At 70.6% G+C, this 19,456-nt stretch carries 14 protein-coding genes; 9 read left to right on the top strand and 5 right to left on the bottom strand.

Annotation, left to right across the window (positions count from 1 at the left end; all coding sequences use genetic code 11):
- The first annotated feature begins 192 nt into the window (after positions 1-192).
- Entirely contained in the window at positions 193-1,143 is a 951-nt protein-coding gene (locus AB0I28_RS15795) for a hypothetical protein (protein ID WP_357493714.1), read from the top strand.
- 101 nt (positions 1,144-1,244) lie between these two features.
- On the opposite strand, the gene AB0I28_RS15790 is transcribed toward AB0I28_RS15795, so the two are convergent.
- Positions 1,245-3,605 carry a glycosyl hydrolase family 18 protein gene (locus AB0I28_RS15790; protein WP_357493712.1) on the bottom strand — a complete coding sequence of 787 codons (2,361 nt, stop codon included), beginning with the start codon at positions 3,603-3,605 and terminating at the stop codon, positions 1,245-1,247.
- Between the two features lie 202 nt (positions 3,606-3,807).
- On the opposite strand from AB0I28_RS15790, the gene AB0I28_RS15785 reads away from it, so the two are divergent.
- From AB0I28_RS15785 to AB0I28_RS15765, 5 genes are all read left to right on the top strand, one after another.
- A complete protein-coding gene (locus AB0I28_RS15785; protein WP_357493710.1) occupies positions 3,808-4,119 on the top strand; it encodes a hypothetical protein in 312 nt (103 codons plus the stop codon).
- A 261-nt stretch (positions 4,120-4,380) separates the two neighbouring features.
- On the top strand, positions 4,381-5,940 hold the full coding sequence (locus AB0I28_RS15780) for a DHA2 family efflux MFS transporter permease subunit (RefSeq protein WP_357493708.1): 1,560 nt from the start codon (positions 4,381-4,383) through the stop codon (positions 5,938-5,940).
- Between the two features lie 4 nt (positions 5,941-5,944).
- The gene (locus AB0I28_RS15775; protein WP_357493706.1) at positions 5,945-6,559 is read left to right on the top strand and encodes a TetR/AcrR family transcriptional regulator; all 615 of its coding nucleotides are present in this window, start codon (positions 5,945-5,947) and stop codon (positions 6,557-6,559) included.
- Between the two features lie 195 nt (positions 6,560-6,754).
- Positions 6,755-8,119, top strand: a complete 1,365-nt coding sequence (locus AB0I28_RS15770; RefSeq protein WP_357493705.1) for an FAD-binding oxidoreductase — start codon at positions 6,755-6,757, stop codon at positions 8,117-8,119.
- Complete coding sequence (locus AB0I28_RS15765; protein WP_357493703.1) at positions 8,106-9,338, top strand: class I SAM-dependent methyltransferase; 1,233 nt, start codon at positions 8,106-8,108, stop codon at positions 9,336-9,338. The genes AB0I28_RS15770 and AB0I28_RS15765 overlap by 14 nt, the downstream gene beginning before the upstream one ends.
- Before the next feature lie 146 nt (positions 9,339-9,484).
- Here AB0I28_RS15765 and AB0I28_RS15760 read toward each other — a convergent pair whose 3' ends face one another.
- The 3 genes from AB0I28_RS15760 to crcB all read right to left on the bottom strand — a co-directional run bounded on the left by AB0I28_RS15760 (position 9,485) and on the right by crcB (position 11,662).
- Positions 9,485-10,792 (bottom strand): DivIVA domain-containing protein, encoded by a 1,308-nt coding sequence (locus AB0I28_RS15760; RefSeq protein ID WP_357493701.1) that lies wholly within the window; start codon positions 10,790-10,792, stop codon positions 9,485-9,487.
- Between the two features lie 115 nt (positions 10,793-10,907).
- Entirely contained in the window at positions 10,908-11,264 is a 357-nt protein-coding gene (locus tag AB0I28_RS15755; RefSeq protein ID WP_357493699.1) for a CrcB family protein, read from the bottom strand.
- Positions 11,261-11,662 carry a fluoride efflux transporter CrcB gene (gene crcB / locus AB0I28_RS15750; protein ID WP_357493697.1) on the bottom strand — a complete coding sequence of 134 codons (402 nt, stop codon included), beginning with the start codon at positions 11,660-11,662 and terminating at the stop codon, positions 11,261-11,263. Before crcB ends, AB0I28_RS15755 begins: the two co-directional genes overlap by 4 nt.
- Before the next feature lie 32 nt (positions 11,663-11,694).
- On the opposite strand from crcB, the gene AB0I28_RS15745 reads away from it, so the two are divergent.
- The gene (locus tag AB0I28_RS15745) at positions 11,695-13,527 is read left to right on the top strand and encodes a hypothetical protein (protein WP_357493696.1); all 1,833 of its coding nucleotides are present in this window, start codon (positions 11,695-11,697) and stop codon (positions 13,525-13,527) included.
- 55 nt (positions 13,528-13,582) lie between these two features.
- Positions 13,583-15,604 carry a hypothetical protein gene (locus tag AB0I28_RS15740; protein WP_357493694.1) on the top strand — a complete coding sequence of 674 codons (2,022 nt, stop codon included), beginning with the start codon at positions 13,583-13,585 and terminating at the stop codon, positions 15,602-15,604.
- Between the two features lie 3 nt (positions 15,605-15,607).
- Here AB0I28_RS15740 and AB0I28_RS15735 read toward each other — a convergent pair whose 3' ends face one another.
- Complete coding sequence (locus tag AB0I28_RS15735) at positions 15,608-16,630, bottom strand: hypothetical protein (protein WP_357493692.1); 1,023 nt, start codon at positions 16,628-16,630, stop codon at positions 15,608-15,610.
- Between the two features lie 154 nt (positions 16,631-16,784).
- On the opposite strand from AB0I28_RS15735, the gene AB0I28_RS15730 reads away from it, so the two are divergent.
- Positions 16,785-19,439, top strand: coding sequence for a M4 family metallopeptidase (locus tag AB0I28_RS15730; RefSeq protein ID WP_357493690.1), 2,655 nt, complete (start codon positions 16,785-16,787; stop codon positions 19,437-19,439).
- Positions 19,440-19,456: the final 17 nt, after the last annotated feature.

Here is a 19,456-nt window from a genome sequence, read left to right as displayed (position 1 = left end):
TCCCCGGCCGTGACCTCGACCATCCGATGTGGACGGTGAGCTGCACTCCCGGCCGGAAACCCGGGATATTCAGTGAATTGGGCACCCGACGGCGAACACCGCACACCTCACCGTGAGTGCGCGCTCGCCGACGGTTCCGGCGACGGCCGTGCGGGTCGGCTCCGGGGAGCGTCCTGCCGATACGGTGCGAACGTGAACACAGCCCGACCGCGGCGCCTCGCCATCGCCGCCACCGCAGCCCTTCTCGCCCTCACGGCCTGCTCTCCCGACGGTCGGGTGACACCGCATCCCTCGGGCTCCGCGGCCCCGGGCGACGGTGTCCCCGCAGACGGCGCGGGCCCCGCCTTCTACTACCTCGGCTCGACCGCCGACTTCGCCTCGACCTCGGTGTACCGGCTGGCCGACGGCAAGGTGGAGGAACTCGTCGAACTCGAGTACTCCGCCGCCTGGCTGAGCGCCAACATCTCCGCCGACGGTTCCGTCGTTTCCTACGTGACGATGGAAGGCCGCCTCAACGTCATCGAGACCGAACCCGGCGGTGTCACGCGGGAGGTCGTCTCCGACGCCGACCCCATGTGCGTCGAGCCGGTATGGAGCCCGCAGGGCCACCTGCTCTACGGCCACTTCAGCCGCGACTCCGGCATGGCGACGGTCCACATCGCCGAGCCTGGCGCGGATGTCGGCCCGCCGATGGGCGAGTCCGGCGACTGCCACTACCGCTACTCCGCCGACGGCACCAAGATCGTGGTGGGCGCCCTCGGCGACGGTGACGTGTCCATCATGGACGCCGACCTGTCGAACGCCCGCGACGACACTTTCGAAATCCCCGGTCGCGTGATCACCGACCTCTCCGACGTCGGGCCCGGCGCCGCGCGCATCTGCGTGTCGACCGTCGCCGACGGCGATCCGGTCGGCGACGTCGCCCGCACTCTCGCCTGCGACACCGTCATCGACACCGCGACCGGTGAGGTCGTCCCACTGCCGATGGACGGGGTCCTCGGCGTGCGCTTCGCCCCCGACGGCTCCATGCTCGTGCGCACCGAGGGCGAGCTGACCTTCGTCGGCGCCGACGGCACGCCCGGCACGACGATCCCCGAGCCGGCCGAGTTCGCCGACTACGCCCTGCTCGACTACGTGCCCTGATCGTCCATAGAGGACGGGCACGTCCCCCGTGGGAAGGGGACGTGCCCGTCCGGGCGGAACCTTGCGTCCGGGAGTAACGGACGCCGGCCCGGGTCGACGGGTCAGCAGGCGCCGAGGTCGGCCCACACTCCCCACTGGCCGGTGCTGCCGGGTGTCTCGCCCTGTGTCCACCACTTCGCGCGCCAGTTGTGACCGGCGTGCGAGACGAGGTTCCCGCCGTTGTAGACCTTGGTGGCCAGCCACGCGGGGTTGGCGCAGGGCCCGGCGGTCGGTGACGTCGTCGGCGACACGGTCGGCGAGGTCGTGGGCGAGGCGGTCGGGTCGGTCGGGTTGGGGCCCGTGCCGCCGCCGCGCGGGTGGTCCACCGAGAGCCGGTAGGACTTGCCGCCGAAGGTGAGCTTGTAGTTCGACGGCGAGGAGATCGGCAGCCGGTAGACGATCTTCACCGCGGCCGAGGCTCCCGGCGCGATGTTCTGCCAGCTCGGGATGGTCATCTTCGCGTGCTGGAAGTCGCCTTTGAGACCACCGTTGTTGTTGCCGCCGGTGTGCCCGCACGGCCCGTTGGTCAGCGTCCAGCCCGACTGCTGCGACATGTCGCAGGGCGCGGTGGTGGCGTAGTCGAACTCCAGCGTCGCGCCACCGGGGATGGTGGTCGTGGAGTTGTTGGTGATCTTCATTTCCGGGTTGATCGGGTAGTTGGCGTCACCGACGGCGTAGCCGCTCAGGGAGACGTTGACGTTGAGCTGGTCGGCCGGCATCGGGCCGTTGGCCTTGAGGTTGCCGTAGGGGCCGGCGTTGTTGAGCTTGTTGTACAGCGCCGAGACGAGCGTGTCGCCCATCTCCCACTGTCCCTTGGCCGCGTTGAACCGGTAGTCGCCCGACAGCTCCCAGAACATCACGCCGCCGAGCCCCTTCGCGGCGACGAAGTCGGCCTTGGCGTTGATCGACTGCTCGTCCTCTGTGGACAGGAAGACCTTCTTGGTGCTGTTCCACAGCCAGGGCGCGACCAGGGTCGAGGAGTAGTTGCGCGCGTAGTCGCCGGTGATGCGGTCGGCGGGGTTGTTGACCGGGTCGAGTCCGTAGTCGTCGAGGTAGTCGGGGTTGATGCCGTCCTCCAGGTTCTTGGCGTGCCACATGGGATTGGCGCCCGAGGGGACCTCTCGGCCGGTGGTGTCGTCGTCGTGCCAGAGGTTGTCGATGCCGATCGCACCGTCTCCACAGGGGACGGTCGAGCCGACGTCGCTTCCCGTGCCCGGTGGGCACTTCGTCTGGTCGGCCAGCGCCGAGCTGCCCCACAGGCCGTTGGTCCCGCCGGTCACGTTCTGCCAGCCGCGCGTGTAGAAGGGCACGCCTATGTTGATGCGGCCGGCGGGCATCGAGCCCCGGAAGTAGTGGTAGGCCCAGTCGGTGTTGAGGTAGCCCTGGCCGTAGGTGCCGTACATGCTCCAGTGCTGCATCTCGGCGTCGGTGCCGTCGTCGTAGAGGGCGGCGTTGGGGCCGACGAACTTGTTCCACGAGCCGTGCAGGTCGTAGGTCATCAGGTTGGCGTAGTCGAGGTACTGGGTGACCTGGTAGGACTCGCTGCCGCGCAGGATCCAGCCGGAGGCCGACACCGCGGCGGTCGACATGTAGTACTGGCCGTCGGCGGCCGAGGCCGCGTTGAGCTTCTCCCGCAGCGTGCGCATGAGGTTGACGTAGCCGGCCATGAGCCGCGCGCGGCGGGGCTCGGCGAAGGTGAAGTCGAGCGGGTTACCCGCGTGGGGAGCGCTCGTGGCGTACTCGTAGTCGATGTCGACGCCGTCGAAGCCGTACTGGCGGATGAAGGCGACCACCGAGTCGGCGAAGGTGTTGATCCTCGACTGGTCGTCGGCGAGGGTGTAGAAGCCGCCGTCGTTGACGCGGGTGCCGGAGTCGTCGAAGTAGCCGCCCGACTCGGCCCAGCCGCCGACCGAGATGAGGGTCTTGACGTTGGGGTTGGCCTTCTTGTACTTCGTCAGCAGGTTGAAGTGGCCCTTGTAGGGCAGGGTCGGGTCCATCTCCGCGCCGGGGACGCCCGGCCAGGTCATGCCGGTGTGGGGGTTGTTCGGGCCGGGGGTGCCGACCGAGATCTTGCTGGCGCCGTCGATGTGGGCGAAGGCGTAGTTGAGGTGGGTGACCTTGCCCCAGGGGATGTTGGGGACGAGGTAGGTGGGCTGGTTGTTCGAGCCGTTGCGCCAGCTGGCGAAGTAGCCGATCACGCGGCGGTCGGGGCCGCCCATCTTCTCGCGGCCGTCGGCGTCGTAGACGTCGCAGTAGGGGACGGAGACGCCGGACTGGAGGTAGACGCCGTCGGGGCGACAGAGGGTGTGGTCTTCGGCGGACTGCGCGATGGTGGGGACGAAGATCCCCATGACCAGGGCCAGTGCGGCGACGACGACGCCGGTGATTAACGGCAGTGGTCGGATTCGGGGCCGAGTGCTCATGAGGTCCTCCGGGTGTGGCCTCGGGGTGCCGTGGGGTGGGCGTAGTTGCCAGGAACCTTTACGGTTCGGCGTGTTTACAGTTTGGGTCACGGCGTGTGTCCTGCGCAAGGCATTGAGGGGAAGTGTCGGGGGTGCGAGGGATGATCGGCCAAACGGTGAATCCGGTCGAGGGCCGCCACAGAGAGGAAGAGAGGCACTGACGATGTTCACTGGAGCGACCGCCCGCCTGACGGTCCAGAACTGCGGCGAGACGCCCCTGCAACTTGCCGTGGAGCCGTGGGCGGACGAACACCGGCTCCCGCCGGGGCAGACCTGCGTCGTCGTCACCCACGCGCCGAGAGCGGACGGCTCCTGGTGTGGGACAACGCGAAAGAACGAGCCCTTCCACGTCGAGCATCGGCAGGACTCGATCGTGGTGTGGGCCCACGGCTACTGCTTCCACCTCAGCGACCTGGCGGGCGGCGAGATCTACGCCGCCGACCGGGAGTGCCCCGCCCAGAGCTCGGCCCCCTGAAGCCCACCCCTCCCCCACCCCGCCGCCCCACCGTCGGCCGACAGCCCCGCCAAGCGCCCGCCGCACCACCCTCACGTGAACACAGGACATCTCGCCCCCGACCGCGAAAATCCGACACTGTGACCTGCGATACGAAACGGTGCCGTATCGGATCTGGCGGCGTAGTTTCGGTCGGGACTTAATTCTGAGACGTACCCGTATCGAAACCTGAGGGATCCCATGTCATCCAAGCCCGCTGGACCACCGTCCACCGAGGCGCCCATGGGCGGACACCCCCGCCGGTGGGCCATTCTGAGCGTCCTCGTCGTCAGCCTGCTCGTGGTCGTCCTCGACAACACCGTGCTGAACGTCGCGATGAAGACCATCTCCGACCCCGACGCCGGCCTCGGCGCCACCCAGAGCGAACTCGCCTGGGCGATCAACTCCTACACCCTCGTCTTCGCCGGCCTGCTGTTCACCTTCGGCGTCCTCGGCGACCGGATCGGCCGCCGCCGGATGCTCGTCGCGGGCATGGCCGTCTTCGGCCTGGCGTCCTTGATCTCGGCCTTCGCCACCACCCCTGAGCAGCTCATCTGGGCCCGCGCGGGGATGGGCGTCGGCGCCGCCGGAATCCTGCCGGCCACCTTGTCGATCATCTCCAACGTCTTCGACCCGCGCGAGCGCGGCAAGGCGATCGGCCTGTGGGCCGGCGCGGTCGGCCTGGGCGCGGCCATCGGTCCTGTGCTGGGCGGCTTCCTGCTGGAGAACTTCTGGTGGGGCTCGGTCTTCCTGATCAACGTCCCGGTGGTCGTCATCGGGCTGATCGCGATCTTCGCGCTGGTCCCCGAGTCGAAGGACCCCAAGCCCTCGAAGCTGGACATCGTCGGCGTGCTCATGTCGATCGTCGGCCTGACGCTGCTGACCTACGGCATCATCGAGGGCGGCGACAGCGGCGACTGGGGCCAGTTCACCGTGTGGGGCAGCCTCGTCGGAGCCGTCGTGGTCCTGACCGCGTTCGTGTTCTACGAGCGCCGCATCGAGAACCCGGCGCTGGACGTCACCTTGTTCCGCAACCGCACCTTCGCCGGTGCGACGGGGACGATCGGCCTGGTGTTCTTCGCCGCGATGGGCCTGATGTTCTTCTTCGCCTTCTACCTCCAGGCCGTGCACGCGCTCAGCCCGATCCAGACCGGTCTGCTGTTCGTGCCCTTCGCCGCCGCGCAGCTGATCTTCGCGCCGCGCAGCGCCGCGATGGTCAAGAAGTACGGCGCCCGGGCCGTCTCCTCGGTCGGCATGGGCATCGTGACCGTGTCCTTCCTGGTCTACCTGACCTTCGACGAGAACACGCCGATGTGGCTGGTGGGCGTGATGTTCTTCGTGCAGGGCGCGGGCATGGCCAACGTGATGCCCCCGGCGACCGAGGCCGTCCAGGCGTCGGTGCCGCGCGAGAAGGCCGGTGTGGGCTCGGCGGTGTCGAACACGATCCGCCAGGTCGGCGGCGCGCTGGGCGTCGCGGTGCTGGGCTCGGTCCTCTCGCAGATCTACCGCGAGGAGATCACGCCGGCGCTGGCCGGGCTGCCCGAGGACGTCCGCGAGACGGCCTCCAGCTCGATCATGACGACCTACGCCGTCGCCGACCAGTCCGGTCCGGCCGGGCAGGCGCTGATCGGCCCCGCCAACGACGCCTTCATCACGGCCATGCACACCACGACGATCGCCGCGGCCGTCATCGCCGCCGCCGGAGTGCTGGTGAGCTGGGTGCTGCTGCCGGGCCGCAAGGCCCAGCAGCCCGCCGAACCGGAGACGCCGCCGTCGGTCGAGCCCGTGCTTGTGGAAGCCTGAGACCATGACCATCTCCGCTGACGCCGGGGCGGCGCGGGCTCCCGGGAGGCCGCGCGACCCCGGAGTCGCCGAAGCGATCTTCGAGGCCGTGTTCAGCCTCCTGGCCGAGGGCGCCTCCATCGAGGCCCTCTCGATCGAGGCGATCGCGTCCAAGGCCGGTGTCGGCAAGGCGACGATCTACCGTCGCTGGCCCGGCAAGGACGAGCTCATCATGGACGCCATCTCGGCGATGAAGAGCAAGATCCCCGAGCCGAAGGGCGAGTCGGTCCGCGAGGACCTGCTGGCCATCATGCAGAGCACGGCGGTCTCGCGGGACGTCGACCGCGACGCGCGGGTCATCCCGTGCATCGCGCTGGAGATGCGCCGCAACCCGAAGTTCGCCAGGCTGCACGCGGAGGTCATCGAGGCAAGGCGGGAGGTGTCGCGGGCGGTGCTCCGGCGCGGCATCGCCACCGGTGAGCTGCGGCCCGACATCGACATCGAGGTCACGCTGCTGATGCTGACCAGCCCGATGCTGACGAACAAGTTGTTCGGGCCCTACGCCGGGATCGAGACGACCGAGCTGTCCGAGAAGGTGCTCGACACCGTCCTCACCGGCGTCGCCGGACCGAATCTCTGATCACCCCGAAGGACCCCGGGCCGCAGGTCGGCCCGGGGTCCTTGTACCTCAGGCTGTTCTCAAGTATGTGGTGTACGGCCAAAATCATTGCCAACGCATGCATCCGCATGGAATCGTCATGACGGTGAGATATATGTCAGGGGAGTGAACACTCCCCGTGACGATTCGACCGTGCGGAGATGATGCCGAGTGCACGTGCAGCCGACCCATGGCGAGGCCGTCGAGCGTCTGCGCGACGCCCTGAGCTCCCTCCCCGCCGACGCCCCCCTCCGGCTGGCCAAGCGGAGTTCGAACCTCTTTCGCTTCGGCGCCCGCGAGACCACGCCGGGCCTGCCCACCGAGGGCCTCGACCAGGTCCTGTCGATCGACGCCGAAGGGCGGACCGCCGAGGTCGGCGGCCTGATCACCTACGGCGAGCTGGTCGCCGCGACCCTCCGGCACGGCCTCATGCCGCACGTCGTCCCGCAGCTCAAGACCATCACGCTCGGCGGGGCCGTCGCCGGGCTGGGCATCGAGTCGACGTCCTTCTACGCCGGCCTGCCGCACGAGTCGGTGGTCGAGATGGACGTGCTGACCGGCGCCGGCGAACTGGTCACGGCCACCCGCGGCGGCGCGCACGACGACCTGCTGCGCGGCCTGCCCAACTCCTACGGGACGCTCGGCTACGCGCTGCGGCTGGTGATCGACCTGCTGCCGGTCAAGCCCTACGTGACCGTGCGGCACCTGCGCTTCGACGACCCGAAGGCCTGCTTCGCGGCGATGGCCGAGATCTGCGCCGAGCGGACGCACGACGGCCGGCCGGTGGACTTCCTCGACGGTGTGGTCTTCGGCCCGCGCGAGATGTACCTGACCCTCGGCACCTTCGCCGACGAGGTCCCCTACGCCTCTGATTACACGGGCATGGGGATCTACTACAAGTCGGTCCGCGAGCGCCGGATCGACCACCTGAGCGTGGCCGACTACCTGTGGCGCTGGGACACCGACTGGTTCTGGTGCTCGGCCGCCTTCGGTGTGCAGAACCCGCTCGTGCGGGCGCTGTGGCCGCGCGGGCTGCGCCGCTCCGACGTCTACCGCAAGCTCGTCGCGCTCGACCAGCGCCACGGTGTCACGGCCCGGCTGGACGCGATGCGCGGCAAGCGCAACGAGTTCGTCGTGCAGGACGTCGAGGTGCCCATCGAGCGGGCCGCGGAGTTCCTCACCGAGTTCTGCGCCGAGGTGCCGATCCGGCCGATCTGGCTGTGCCCGCTGGCGCTCGCCGACTCGGCCCCGTGGCCGCTGTACCCGCTGTCCCCCGGCGAGACCTACGTCAACTTCGGCTTCTGGGCGACCGCGCCACTGCGCGAGGGCCAGGCCGGCGACCACCACAACCGTTACGTGGAGCGGCTGGTCGACGGGCTCGGCGGGCACAAGTCGCTGTACTCGACCGTCCACTATGACCGGTCGGAGTTCTGGCGGCACTACAACGGAGAGGCGTACGGGCGGCTCAAGGAGCGATACGACCCGCGCGGGCGATTTCGGGATCTGTACGAGAAGGTGGCAGGTGATCATGCGACTGTCTGATGTGTACGAGAGGTTCGTCGGGCCCGACGTTCCGGTGGCGTTCCAGGGCTACGACGGCAGTCACGCGGGACCGAAGGACGCGGTGGCCACCATTGTCGTCCGCGATCCGCTCGCGCTGAACTATCTGGCGACCGGCTTGCGCGGCGGGATCGGGCTGGCGCGCGCCTACATCACCGGCGCCATCGACGTGACCGGGGACCTTTACGCGGGGCTGAAGGAGTTGTGGGACAGCGTTTCGCCGCCGTCGAGGGGCGAGGCGCTGGGCATCTTCAGCAAGCTGGGCGGCCTGAAGCTGCTCAAGCGCCCGCCGCTGCCTGCCGGGGAGGCCAGGCTGTCGGGGCGCACGCACTCCAAGCGCCGCGACGCCGCCGCGATCGCCCACCACTACGACGTCTCGAACCGTTTCTACGAACTGATCCTCGGCCCGTCGATGGCCTACACCTGCGCGGTCTACCCGAAGGCGGAGGCCACCCTCGAAGACGCGCAGTTCGAGAAGCACGACCTGGTCGCGCGCAAACTCGGTCTGCGGCAAGGGATGCGGCTGCTCGACGTCGGCTGCGGATGGGGCGGGATGGTCATGCACGCCGCCCGCCAGTACAACGTGAAGGCGCTGGGGGTGACCCTGTCGAGGGCGCAGGCGACCTGGGCGCAGGAGGCCATCGAGCGCGAAGGGCTCTCCGACCTCGCCGAGGTGCGGTTCATGGACTACCGCGACACCGCCGAGACCGGCTTCGACGCGATCAGCTCCATCGGACTCACCGAGCACATCGGCCGGGCCCAGCACGCCGACTACTTCCGTTCCCTCTACGAGAAACTGCGGCCGGGGGGTCGGCTGCTCAACCACACCATCACGCATCCCGACGGGACGCTCCCGCCGAACGAGCGCGGCGGGTTCATCACCCGCTACATCTTCCCCGACGGGGAGCTGTCGGGGCCGGGGAACCTGATGACGCACATCCACGACGTCGGCTTCGAGGTGCGGCACTCGGAGAACCTGCGCGAGCACTACGCCATGACCCTCGGCGGCTGGACGGCCAACCTGGAGGCCAACTGGGCCGAAGCCGTCGCGGAGGTCGGCGAGCAGACGGCGCGGGCGTGGTTGCTCTATCTGGTGGGATCTCGGCTGGGTTTCGAGCACAATGGAATCGAGCTGCATCAGTTCCTCGCGGTGCGGCTGGACGGCGTCGACGCGCACATGCCGCTGCGTCCCGACTGGTGACCGCCGGCCGGTGACGGCCGACCGGTGCCGTCGGTCGAAGGCCGACCGCGTCCCGAGCCGCTTGGGGAAGGGTTCGGGGCGCGGTCTCTTCGTGTCCACGTAGGAGACTCGCACGACTGAAACCCCGGCTCCCGCGACCGGGGTCCTCAGCCCCGATACGGCCGCGGCCTCCGGTCTCGGGAGACGCGGGCTAAATCCCCCTTCCTCACCACCGGAATCTGCTGCGTGGGGCGGTCGGATTCGTAGGGCTCGCGGGGCCGGTTGATGGGCAGCTGGCCGCCATCGCCCACCAGGTCCCGCAGGGGCGAGGCGCCGGTGCCGAGTTGGCGCTGCAGCTCACCCAGGTGCGCCGTCACGGAGTCGCGGCGGCCCGTGAGGTTGTCCAGCTCTTCGCGCAGCGGCGCGACCATGCCGCGGGCCTCGGTCTCGGCCTCGGCGCGGATGCGGGCGGCCTCGGCCTCCGCCTCCGTCCGAAGCTGGTGGGCGGTGGCGTCGGCGCGGGCGGCGAGGTCGGCGGCGCGGCGGTCGGCGTCGAGGCCGCGTTCCTGGGCGCGCTGCTCGGTCTCGCTCGCGCGCTGCTCGGCGAGGATGGAGCGCTTCTCGGCCTCTTCGAGGAGGTTGGTCGCCAGGGTCACGGACTGGGCGTGGCGGGCCGAGTCCTCGCATTCAGCGCGTTCACGCTTCTCGGCCAGCGCCAGCGAGAGTTCGTGCATCTCGCTCTGCCGCTCGTCGGCGGCCTCGGCGAGCAGCGTGTTGGCGGCGCCTTGCAACTCGTCGACGTCACGGGCGACACCGGCGCGCAGCTGGGTGACCTCGCGGTCGGTGACAGCGCGGTGCATGGAGATTTCACGCTCGGCCGTGGATTTGAGTTCGGAGGTCTCGTTCTGCGCGATGCTGCGGATCTGCTCGCATTCGCGGGCAGCGTCGGTGACCTTGAGGTCGTGGTCGTGGCGGGCGGTGGTGCGCAGTTCTTCGGCCTCGGCCGCGGCCGAAGCGCGGGCGTCGGCGGCGTCGCGAATGGCGGAGGACATGACGGACTGTGCCTCCGCCCGGGCCGACTCGGTGGCCACCGCGGCTTCGGCGAGGGCGCGGGAATGGATGTCGACGGCCTGGCGGCGGGCGTCCTCGCGCTGGTCGTCGGCCTCCAGTTCGGCCGCGCGGAGCAGCTTCTCGACGCGTGCCCCGAGCCCGGCGAGAGTGGGCCGCTCGTTCTCCGCTATCGCGGCGGCGGAGTCGGCGAGGCGGCGCTCAAGGTTGGCGATGCGCTCCTCGGTGCGGCGGAGCTTGGTGCGCACGTCGTCGAGGCGGCGCTCGGCCTCGACACGGTGCTGCTTGGCGGTTTTCATGGCGGCGAGGACCTGGTGGGCGTAGGTGTCGACCTGGGCGCGGTCGTAGCCGCGCATGGCGACCGAGAATTCCGTCGTCTGAAGATCGGAATCGAAAAAGTTAGACATGTCAGTCCATGAGTTTTTTGGGGATTTTACCCGACTAGCACATCATCGCACCGTAAAGCCGGGTTTATCCGAGTACGACCCGCCTTGTCCGGCGTGCTTTCGCGAAAGGTCGTTCTCACGCCATCAGCGCGAAGGCCCCCGCCGACGCGGCCAGCCCGGCGGCGACCGTGACCGCCACGTAGACGGCCGCCCGGCCGCCTCGCCGACCCTCGATGAGCTTGATCGTGTCGGATCCGAAGGACGAGAAAGTCGTCAGCGCCCCGCAGAACCCCGACCCCGCGAGGGCGTAGGCCTCGCTCGACACCGCGGCCCCGGTCAGCCCTCCGAGCAGCGCGGAGCCGACGACGTTGACGAGCAGCGTCCCCCACGGGAAACCCGTCCAGCGCGGCCCGAGCGAGCGGATCGCGTGGTCGGCGAGGTAGCGCAAGGGCGCACCGACGGCCGCGCCCAGAGCGACCAGGAGCCACATCATGACGTCTCCCCCGCGTTCCCCGCCGCCCGCGGCGCCCGGCGCATCACGGTCAGGCCCACCCAGACCGCCGCCAGCCCGAGTACGAGCGAGGCGACGACATAGAGAACGGCGGCCGTGACCCGGCCGTCGGCGAGCAGCCCGCGCGTCTCGTCGGCGTAGGTCGAGAAGGTCGTGTACCCGCCGAGGACACCGACGCCGAGAAACGGCTGCGTCAGCGGCGGCGTCCGGTGCCGGGCGAGATAGCCCAGGAGCACGCCCATCGCCAGGCAGCCCGAGACGTTGACCAGGAAGGTTCCCAGCGGCCAGCCCGACGGCGTGGGAATCAAGATCGTCAATCCGTGACGGCCGAGCGCACCGACCACACCACCAAGTGAAACGGCCGCCAACGTCGCACGCATGTGCACATTCTGCACTCTCTACGCTGTCCCCCATGCTGTTTGGGGCGCTTCTGCTGGCGCTGATCGTCGTGGGCACCGCCTCGCTCCTCAGGGTCGGCCGCACCCTGCTCGACCGTCTGATGGCCGCCGTCGTGGTCGTCGCCGGAATAGCGGTCGGCGCGGGCTTCGCGTTCACGCTGTGGCCCTGGGGCCTCAACCCCTGGGCCGTGTCGGTGATCGCGCTGCTCTTCCTCGGCGGGGCGGCCCTCATCACCGGGCGCCGTCCGAGCCTGCCGCGCAAGTTCCTCGGCTCGGACCTGATCCTGCTCGGCGGCGCGGTCTTCGCGACCCTCGTCGCCGCCTGGCCGACCCTCAACAGCGACTCGGCGGCCGAAAGGCTCTCCTACTCGGCCATCACCGGCGACCGGATGCGCCACTTCAACCTCTTCGACGGCGTCCTGCGCATCGGCGGCTACCCCTTCCTCGACTACGACGCCGCCGCGCCGATCGTCCAGGACGACATCGCCAAGGTCTACCCGCAGAGCGCGCACTACCTCTACGCGCTCGTCGACTCCTTCCTCACCGGCGGCGGCATCGGCGACGCCGTCGCCGAGTACGACCGCTACTACTCCTACGTCATCGCCGGCTTCGCGTTCCTCACGCTGGCCACGGCATGGGCGGTGCGCTGGATCGCCGGCCCCGGCCTTCGCGGCTGGCGCCGCGACCTCGCCATGTCGGCGGGCGCGAGCGCGGTCGCGGCGGGCGTGCTCACCACGGCGCTGTGGTGCTCCTTCGACCCGCAGGTGCTGGCGACGGCGTTCCTGGTCGTCGCGGCGGCGTTCCTGGCGCGCGGGCCGCGCTCGACCGCCGAGCACCTGCTCGTGGCGCTGTCGGCGAGCGTCGTGGCGGTCTCGGCCTATCCCCTGTTCGCGCTGTTCCTGGCGCCGGTCGGGATCTGCGCGGCGGTGGTCTACCGGCGCAGGGTGCGGCGGCATTGGGTGGCGTCGTCGGTGCTGGTCGCGGTCGCCGCGGTGATCGTGCTGGTCCCGGTCGTCATGGCGCAGACGGCGGGCCTGGAGACCGGCGAGCACCTGCTGCTCAAGGGCTACGTGGTGCGGCCGTCGTGGATGTCGCTGCTGGCCCTGCTGGGGCTCGCCGCGGCGGGCCTGTGCGTGCGCAACTCGCGGCGCTCGCCGGTCCGGCGCGTTTACGGGATAGGGCTGGCGGCGGCGTGCGTGCCGCTGATCGCGATCGGCGCCTACCAGCTCGCCGAGATCGGCGAGCTCACCTACTACTTCGACAAGGGCGCGCAGGCGGTGTTCGTGCTGCTCATCGTGGCCGCGGGCGTGTCGGTGCGGTGGCTGCGGTTCCGGGTCGGCCCGGCGGGGACGAAACGGAGGGTACTGGCGGCGGTCGCGGCGGTCGCGCTCGGCGCGGTGCTGGCGGGCGCGGTGAGCATCGGCCCGGTGCAGTTCGACCGCGACGCGCACGCGCTCGGCGGGGACACCACCTGGGCGCGGGTGTGGGCCGGCGGCGAGTTCTATCGGGGTCCGCACGCGGCGGCGCTGGCCTACCTGGTCGAGAAGGGTTACCTGGAGGGACCGGCGACGGTGGCGATCACCAGCCCCGATCCGGGCACGAACGCCAACGTGTCGCTGGGCCTTTCGGTGCTGCGGCACGATCTCGGCCGGATGCGGCAGCAGGTGTACGCGACGGGCTACGCGCCGGAGGATCTCAGCGCGCTGGAGCTGGCGATCGTGGCCTCGCCGGTGCCGCTGCGGCTGGTCACCAACGACCTGGACGTCTCGGCCCACTTCGAGGCCTTCGGCCGGGACAATCCGGGTCTGGAGTTCAGCGTGGTCCTCGACCAGGGGGCACCGCAGTAGTCACCCGGGTCCCGCCGGGGCATTGATGTCGGGGCACTGAGCAAGAATCCCATTCATGTTCGCCGAACTCGACCGGGTCGACTGGTCCGCGCTCACCCACGCCTACGGTCCCGCCGACGACGTTCCCGAGATGCTGCGAGGGCTCGTCAGCTCCGACCCCGCTACCAGGGAGGAAGCCCTCGACGGCCTGTACGGCGCCGTCCACCACCAGGGCGACGTGTACGAGTGCACGGTCGCGGCGATCCCCTTCCTGCTCGACATCGCCGCGGACACCGCGATCGACGGTCGCGGGGACGTCCTGGACCTGGTCGCGAGCATCGGCGGTGTCGACGATGAACCGCACACCGATCCCCTGTACGAGCAGGCACACCGTGCCGTCACCGGGGCCGGGCGCCTGTACCTCGGGCTGCTGACCGACCCTGACGCGGGAGTGCGGCGGGCCGCCGTCGCCATGTCGGCGGCCTGCGGTCAGGGGGCCGAGCCGGTCGCCGAGACGCTGCGACGGCGGTTCGAGATCGAGACCGACCCGGAGGTGCTGACCGCGATCATCGCGGCCATGGGCCGGCTCGGCGGCCCCGGCTGGCTCGGCGAGCAGGCCGCCGGACAGGCCGATCCGGTACTGCGCCTGACGGCCCTGACCGCCGTCGCGCGCCAGAACCCCGACACCCCGCCGCCGGACATCGTCGCGACCGCGCTGGCGACCTTCGGTGAGATCTACGCACACGACACGCCGCCCACGGCCCCGGCCGGGTTCTCCACGGACACCCTGATCGGAGCGTTGCGCGAAGAGGCCGAAAGGCAGGCGGCGGACCGGCGCAGTCCGCAGGCATCATCGTTGCTGCACGACTTCAGCGAAGCCCTCGGCGACCGGGTCGAGGACCGCACGCGGCTGCTGACCGCGCTGCTGGGCGGCCCGGCCTGGGAGACGCGATACGACGCGGCGCTGCGGTCATCGCGCCTCCTCCAGCACTGGCGCGGCGACTACGACGAGCTGGTCGGTCTCGTCGGCGAGCAGCTGGCCGACGAGCATCCACGGCTGCGCGGGCAGGCCGCCGAGACGCTGAAGGATCTCGGCGACCTGGCCGCCCCGGCCGCCGACGCGCTGGCCGCCGCCCTGTCGGAGGCACCGCGCGAGGCGGCGTCCGACCGCACCGACCCGAAGCTGCCCTGGCTCGTGCTCTGGGAGGGCGGAGAGCCGACCGTGGGCCCGCTCCTGTACGCCCTCGCGAGGCTGCGGGACCGGCGCGCGCTGCCGGCGCTGCGGTGGGTCCTCGAAAGCGGGCGGCCGGTCCGCCACATCGGCCCGTTCATCGGGCGCTTCGGCGCCGAGGCGGCCGAGCTGGTTCCGGTCGTCCGCACGCGCCTGCGTGAGCTGGGCGCCGAGCGGTGGGAGGACGGCGGGCTGGTCCAGGCGCTCATCGGGATCGGCGAGGCCTCGGCGGGGGCGGTCGACGAGTTGCTGGCGCTGCCACCGCACGAGCATCAGGTCCTCACCGCGCTGGGAGCCGTCGGCCCCCGCGCGGCGGACGCGGCGATGCCGGTGGTCCGCGGAGTGCTCGACACCGGCGAGGGCCAGACCGCGGTCGTCGCGGCGAGATCGCTGTGGCGGCTGGGAGGCGACCCCGGACTCGTACTGCCGGTCTTGCTGCGGAGCCTGTCGGAGGACCCGTCCGGCGGGGCCGCCGCGGTGATCGCCGAGCTGGGGCCCGTCGCGGCGCAGGCCGCCGGTCGGCTGCGCAAGGCGATGCGCTCCGGACGCGCCGAGCGGCCCTGGCCGCGCCTGAGAGCCGCGGTGGCACTGTGGAAGGTGACCGGCGACGCCGACGCCGTGCTGCCGCTGCTGAGCGGGTTGTGGCCGGCCCGCCCGTTCATGCGCCGGGACATCGCCGAATGCCTCGCCGACATGGGTACGGCGGCCGCGCCCGCCCGTGCGCTACTCCGGGCGGAAGTCACCCGCAAACGGCGGCACAACTCCTCCGACAACGGCTGGAGCAGCGAGCAGGTACCAGAGGACCTCGCACTCCTGCGCGCCTGCCGCACGGCTCTTCGCGCTTCGGGCGCGACCGACGGCGAGTGACGGTCACGCTAACCCGGCGAGCCAGCCTCGGCGGGCGGCCTGCATGCCGGCCTGGAAGCGGGTCGTGACGCCCAGCCTGGCCAGCAGGGCGCTGATGCGGCGGCGGGCGGTGTGGACGTGCACGTCGAGCTGGCGGGCGATGGCCTCGTCCTTGAGGCCGCCGGCGAGCAGCGCGAGCAGGGCACGGTCGGCCTCACTGGGCGCGTCGACCTCGCCGCCGAGCGGCATCGCGGCGTCCCAGAGGGCCTCGAACAGCGGGATGAGGGCGTTGAGGAGCAGGCCGTCGTTGACGACGATGGCCTGCGTCGACGGGTCCGCCGAGGGCGACGGCGGGAGCAGGGCGGTGCGGCGGTCGGCGATCATCAGCTTGGTCGGCACCGCGCGATGGACGCGCACGGCCAGCCCGAGTTCGACGAGTTCGCTGATCGAGGCCATCCGGCCGGGCAGGTCGAGGGCCTCCTGGTCCATGACACGCCGGATCTGCACACCGCGGGCGATGGCCTGCCCGACGTCGGAGTTCGCGGCGCTGCTGAAAGGCTCGCACGGAGCGGCCATCAGGTCGGGCATCGCCAGCTGGGCGTAGGGCGGGGCGTCGAGGACGAGCAGTTCGTCGCGGACCGTGGCGACGAGTTCGGAGGCGCGGCGGGCGACCTCCACCTGCCCGACGACCAGTTCGACGCCGTCGACGGGCAGCGCGCCCGGTTCGGCCGCGAGGAAGTCCGCGGCGAGGTGGTCGACGTGGGCGGCGGCGGCCTCGAGCTCGGCGCGCTGCTCGTGCAGCCCTGCCAGGCGCCGGTGGAGGACCGCGCGCAGGGCCACCGAAGGGGCGACGGGGCCGTGGTCGGTGAGGAAACCCATGGCGGCCAGGCGATCGGCGTCGGCGCGGACGTCGGGTAGCGTGCGGTCGAGTTCGGCGGCGAGGGCGTCGGGTCTCGGGGGACCGCCGGCGCGGAGCATCGCCCGGTACAGGGCCGCCTCGCCGTCATCGAGGCCGATCCAGTCGGCTGGCGGATGTTCGCTCTCCATTTGATCGAGTCTGCGCACCGATCGCCGCGCCCACAAGTCTTCATGTCCACAACTGGGCAGCCGAAAGTATTGATCATGCGGTCATTGATCACCTTGAATGAGTGCGCCCCGACCCGTCCCCGCGGGTCCCTCTCACAAGTCCATTGGAGACCACGTGTCCAGATCACGTGTGCGCCTGCTGGCGATGACGACGGCCGCGTGCGCCGCCGCCGCGCTGCTCACGGCGACGCCCGCACACGCCGAGGACGGAGTCGATCCCTCGGCGATCGTGCCCGGCACCGGAACCGATACGCCGGCTCAGGTCAGCGGCGACGAGAAGACCGTCTCGGCAGACGACCCGGTCGCCGCCGCCAAGGAGTACCTGGGCGAGCACCAGGCGACCTTCGCCATCGACGGCGCCGAACTGACCCCGATCGGGACCTACGCCGCCGACGGGACCGAGACGGTCCGCTTCGCTCAGAGCCACCAGGGCGTGCCGGTCTTCGGCGCGCAGTACCTGGTGCACATGCGGCCCGATGGGGGCGACACGACCGTCCTGGGCGCCAACGGGAGCTACTACAGCGACCTGACGGTCGACACCGTCGCGACCGCGAGCGCCGAGTCGGCGGTCGAGCAGGCGCGCGGCTACGTCGCCGGGCAGCTGTCGAAGGGCGTCTTCGACGGCGGCGGCATCGACGCGGTGAGCGGTGTGTCGAAGGGCCTGGTCATCGTTCCCGACGGCTCCGGCCGGCTCGCCTACCAGGTCACCGTGACCACAGTGGACCCCAAGGAGGGCACGCCGGTCGTCAAGGAGGTCTTCGTCGACGCCGACACCGCGTGGCCGATGTTCTCCTACGACGGGATCCAGTTCTCCTCGCCCGTCGAGGGCACGGGTGTGAAGGCCGACGGCAGCGAGGTCCCGCTGGGACTCACGCAGGCCGACGACGGCACGTTCCAGATGGTCGACCAGTCGCACGGCTCGACGATCAGCACCTACGACGGCCGCGCCTACGACGTCAACGACGTGCTCGGCCGGATGCCCGCCGACATGCCCGTCTTCGTCGGCCCGACCGCGCACTTCGACGGTGAGGCCACCGAGTCGGGCGCCGTCGACGCGCACGCCAACGCCGCCCACGTCTACGACTACTACGCGGGCCTCGGCCGTGACGGCCTCGACGGCCAAGGCGCCGACATGGTGTCGGTGGTGGGCGTGACCTCCTGGGGTCAGCCCTTCGTCAACGCCTTCTGGGACGGGCAGAAGATGGTCTACGGCGGCGGCGACGCCGAGTACAAGACCCTCTCGGCCGACCTCGACGTCGTCGGGCACGAGATGACCCACGGCGTCATCGAGCACTCCGCCGGGCTGATCTACGCCCACCAGTCGGGTGCGATGAACGAGGCGATCGCCGACTACTTCGGCAATGCCGTCGACGTCGACGTCACCGGCACTTCCATGCGCCACCCCGACGCCGGGCTGCTCGGCGAGGACCTGTGCCGCACCGCCACCCCGCGCGAGTGCGCCCTGCGCGACCTCAACGACGGCCGTACCACCGCCGACTACGAGGGCCTCACCTGGGAGTACGACAACGGCGGCGTGCACTACAACTCGACGATCTTCTCCGGTGCCCTGTGGGACATCCGCGAGACGATCGGCGGCGAGAAGGCCGACCGGCTCATCTACAAGGCGCTGACCGAGTACATGACGCCGACCGACGACTTCGTCGACGGGCGCAACGCCGTCATCCAGGCCGCCTTCGACTCGCGGCTGTCGCTGCTGACGCAGGCCAAGATCGTCGCCGCGTTCGTCAAGCACGGCATCATCACCGGCTGGGAGCAGCGCTCCGGCGACGCGAAGATCCTCATGGAGGACATCACCGCCGAGCGCACCGGACCGGCCGCGGCCGGCGGCTGGTGGGTCGCGCCGAAGGGCGAGATCGACGGCGACGGGCCCTACGCGCTCTACTCGGGCCGCACCAACGGCAAGGGCGAGCCGATCAAGCTCGCCGAGCCCGAGGGCGACCGCTTCAACGTGCTGCCCGCCACCGACGGGCAGTGGGCCGTCTGGTTCGCGTGGGGCTCCAGCGACGCCAAGATCATGCGCGCACCCGTCGACGGCTCCGCCCCGGCGGAAGTGCTGTGGACGACGCGCGGCGCGTCGGCGCTGTCGGTGCACGGGGACTGGATCTCCTGGAACACCTTCGATCCGCGCTCCGGCACCAAGCAGTGGTACATGAACGCCGCCGTTCCCGGCAGCGCGCAGATGGTCGACAACACGTACTACATGCGCAGCGGGTTCGGCGAGGTCCGCGACGGGAAGCTGTACTACCTGCTCGACTGGCCCGACCGCACCGACGGCGGCCGCATGCACCTCAACATCGCCGTACGCGACCTCGCCACCGGCCAGGAGACCCTCCTGCCGGAGATCCTCGACGCCTCCGGTGAGGCCTCCGCCGACCTGTACGCGCCGAAGGTCACCGACGAGCACATCGTCATCGGCGTCGACCAGGTCCGCGGCGGCCCCGCCGGCATCTGGCGGATGAACCTCGACGGCACCGGGGTGACCACCCTGATCGACGAGGCCGAGGGGCCGCTCCTCGGCGGCTACGACGCCACCGAGGAGGCCGTGACCTACGAGAACTGGCCCGGCGTGACCGTCCCGCAGGTCTACCAGATCGGCATCGACGGCGGCGCGGCGAAGAGGATGTCCTGCGCCGACGGTCTCCAGTACCGCGTGACCGCCGACGAAGGGCGACGGGCCCTGTGGCTCGACGGGTCCTACGGGACGACGGCGCTGGTGACGCGCGACAAGCCGGTGCGGCGGTGCCGGTGAGCCGCGGTCGACGCCGC

It is taken from the genome of Phytomonospora sp. NPDC050363 (genome assembly GCF_040655735.1).
Lineage (GTDB): Bacteria > Actinomycetota > Actinomycetes > Mycobacteriales > Micromonosporaceae > Phytomonospora.
Note: the sequence above shows the minus strand (reverse complement) of the source record. Positions and strands in the feature narration are given on the sequence as shown.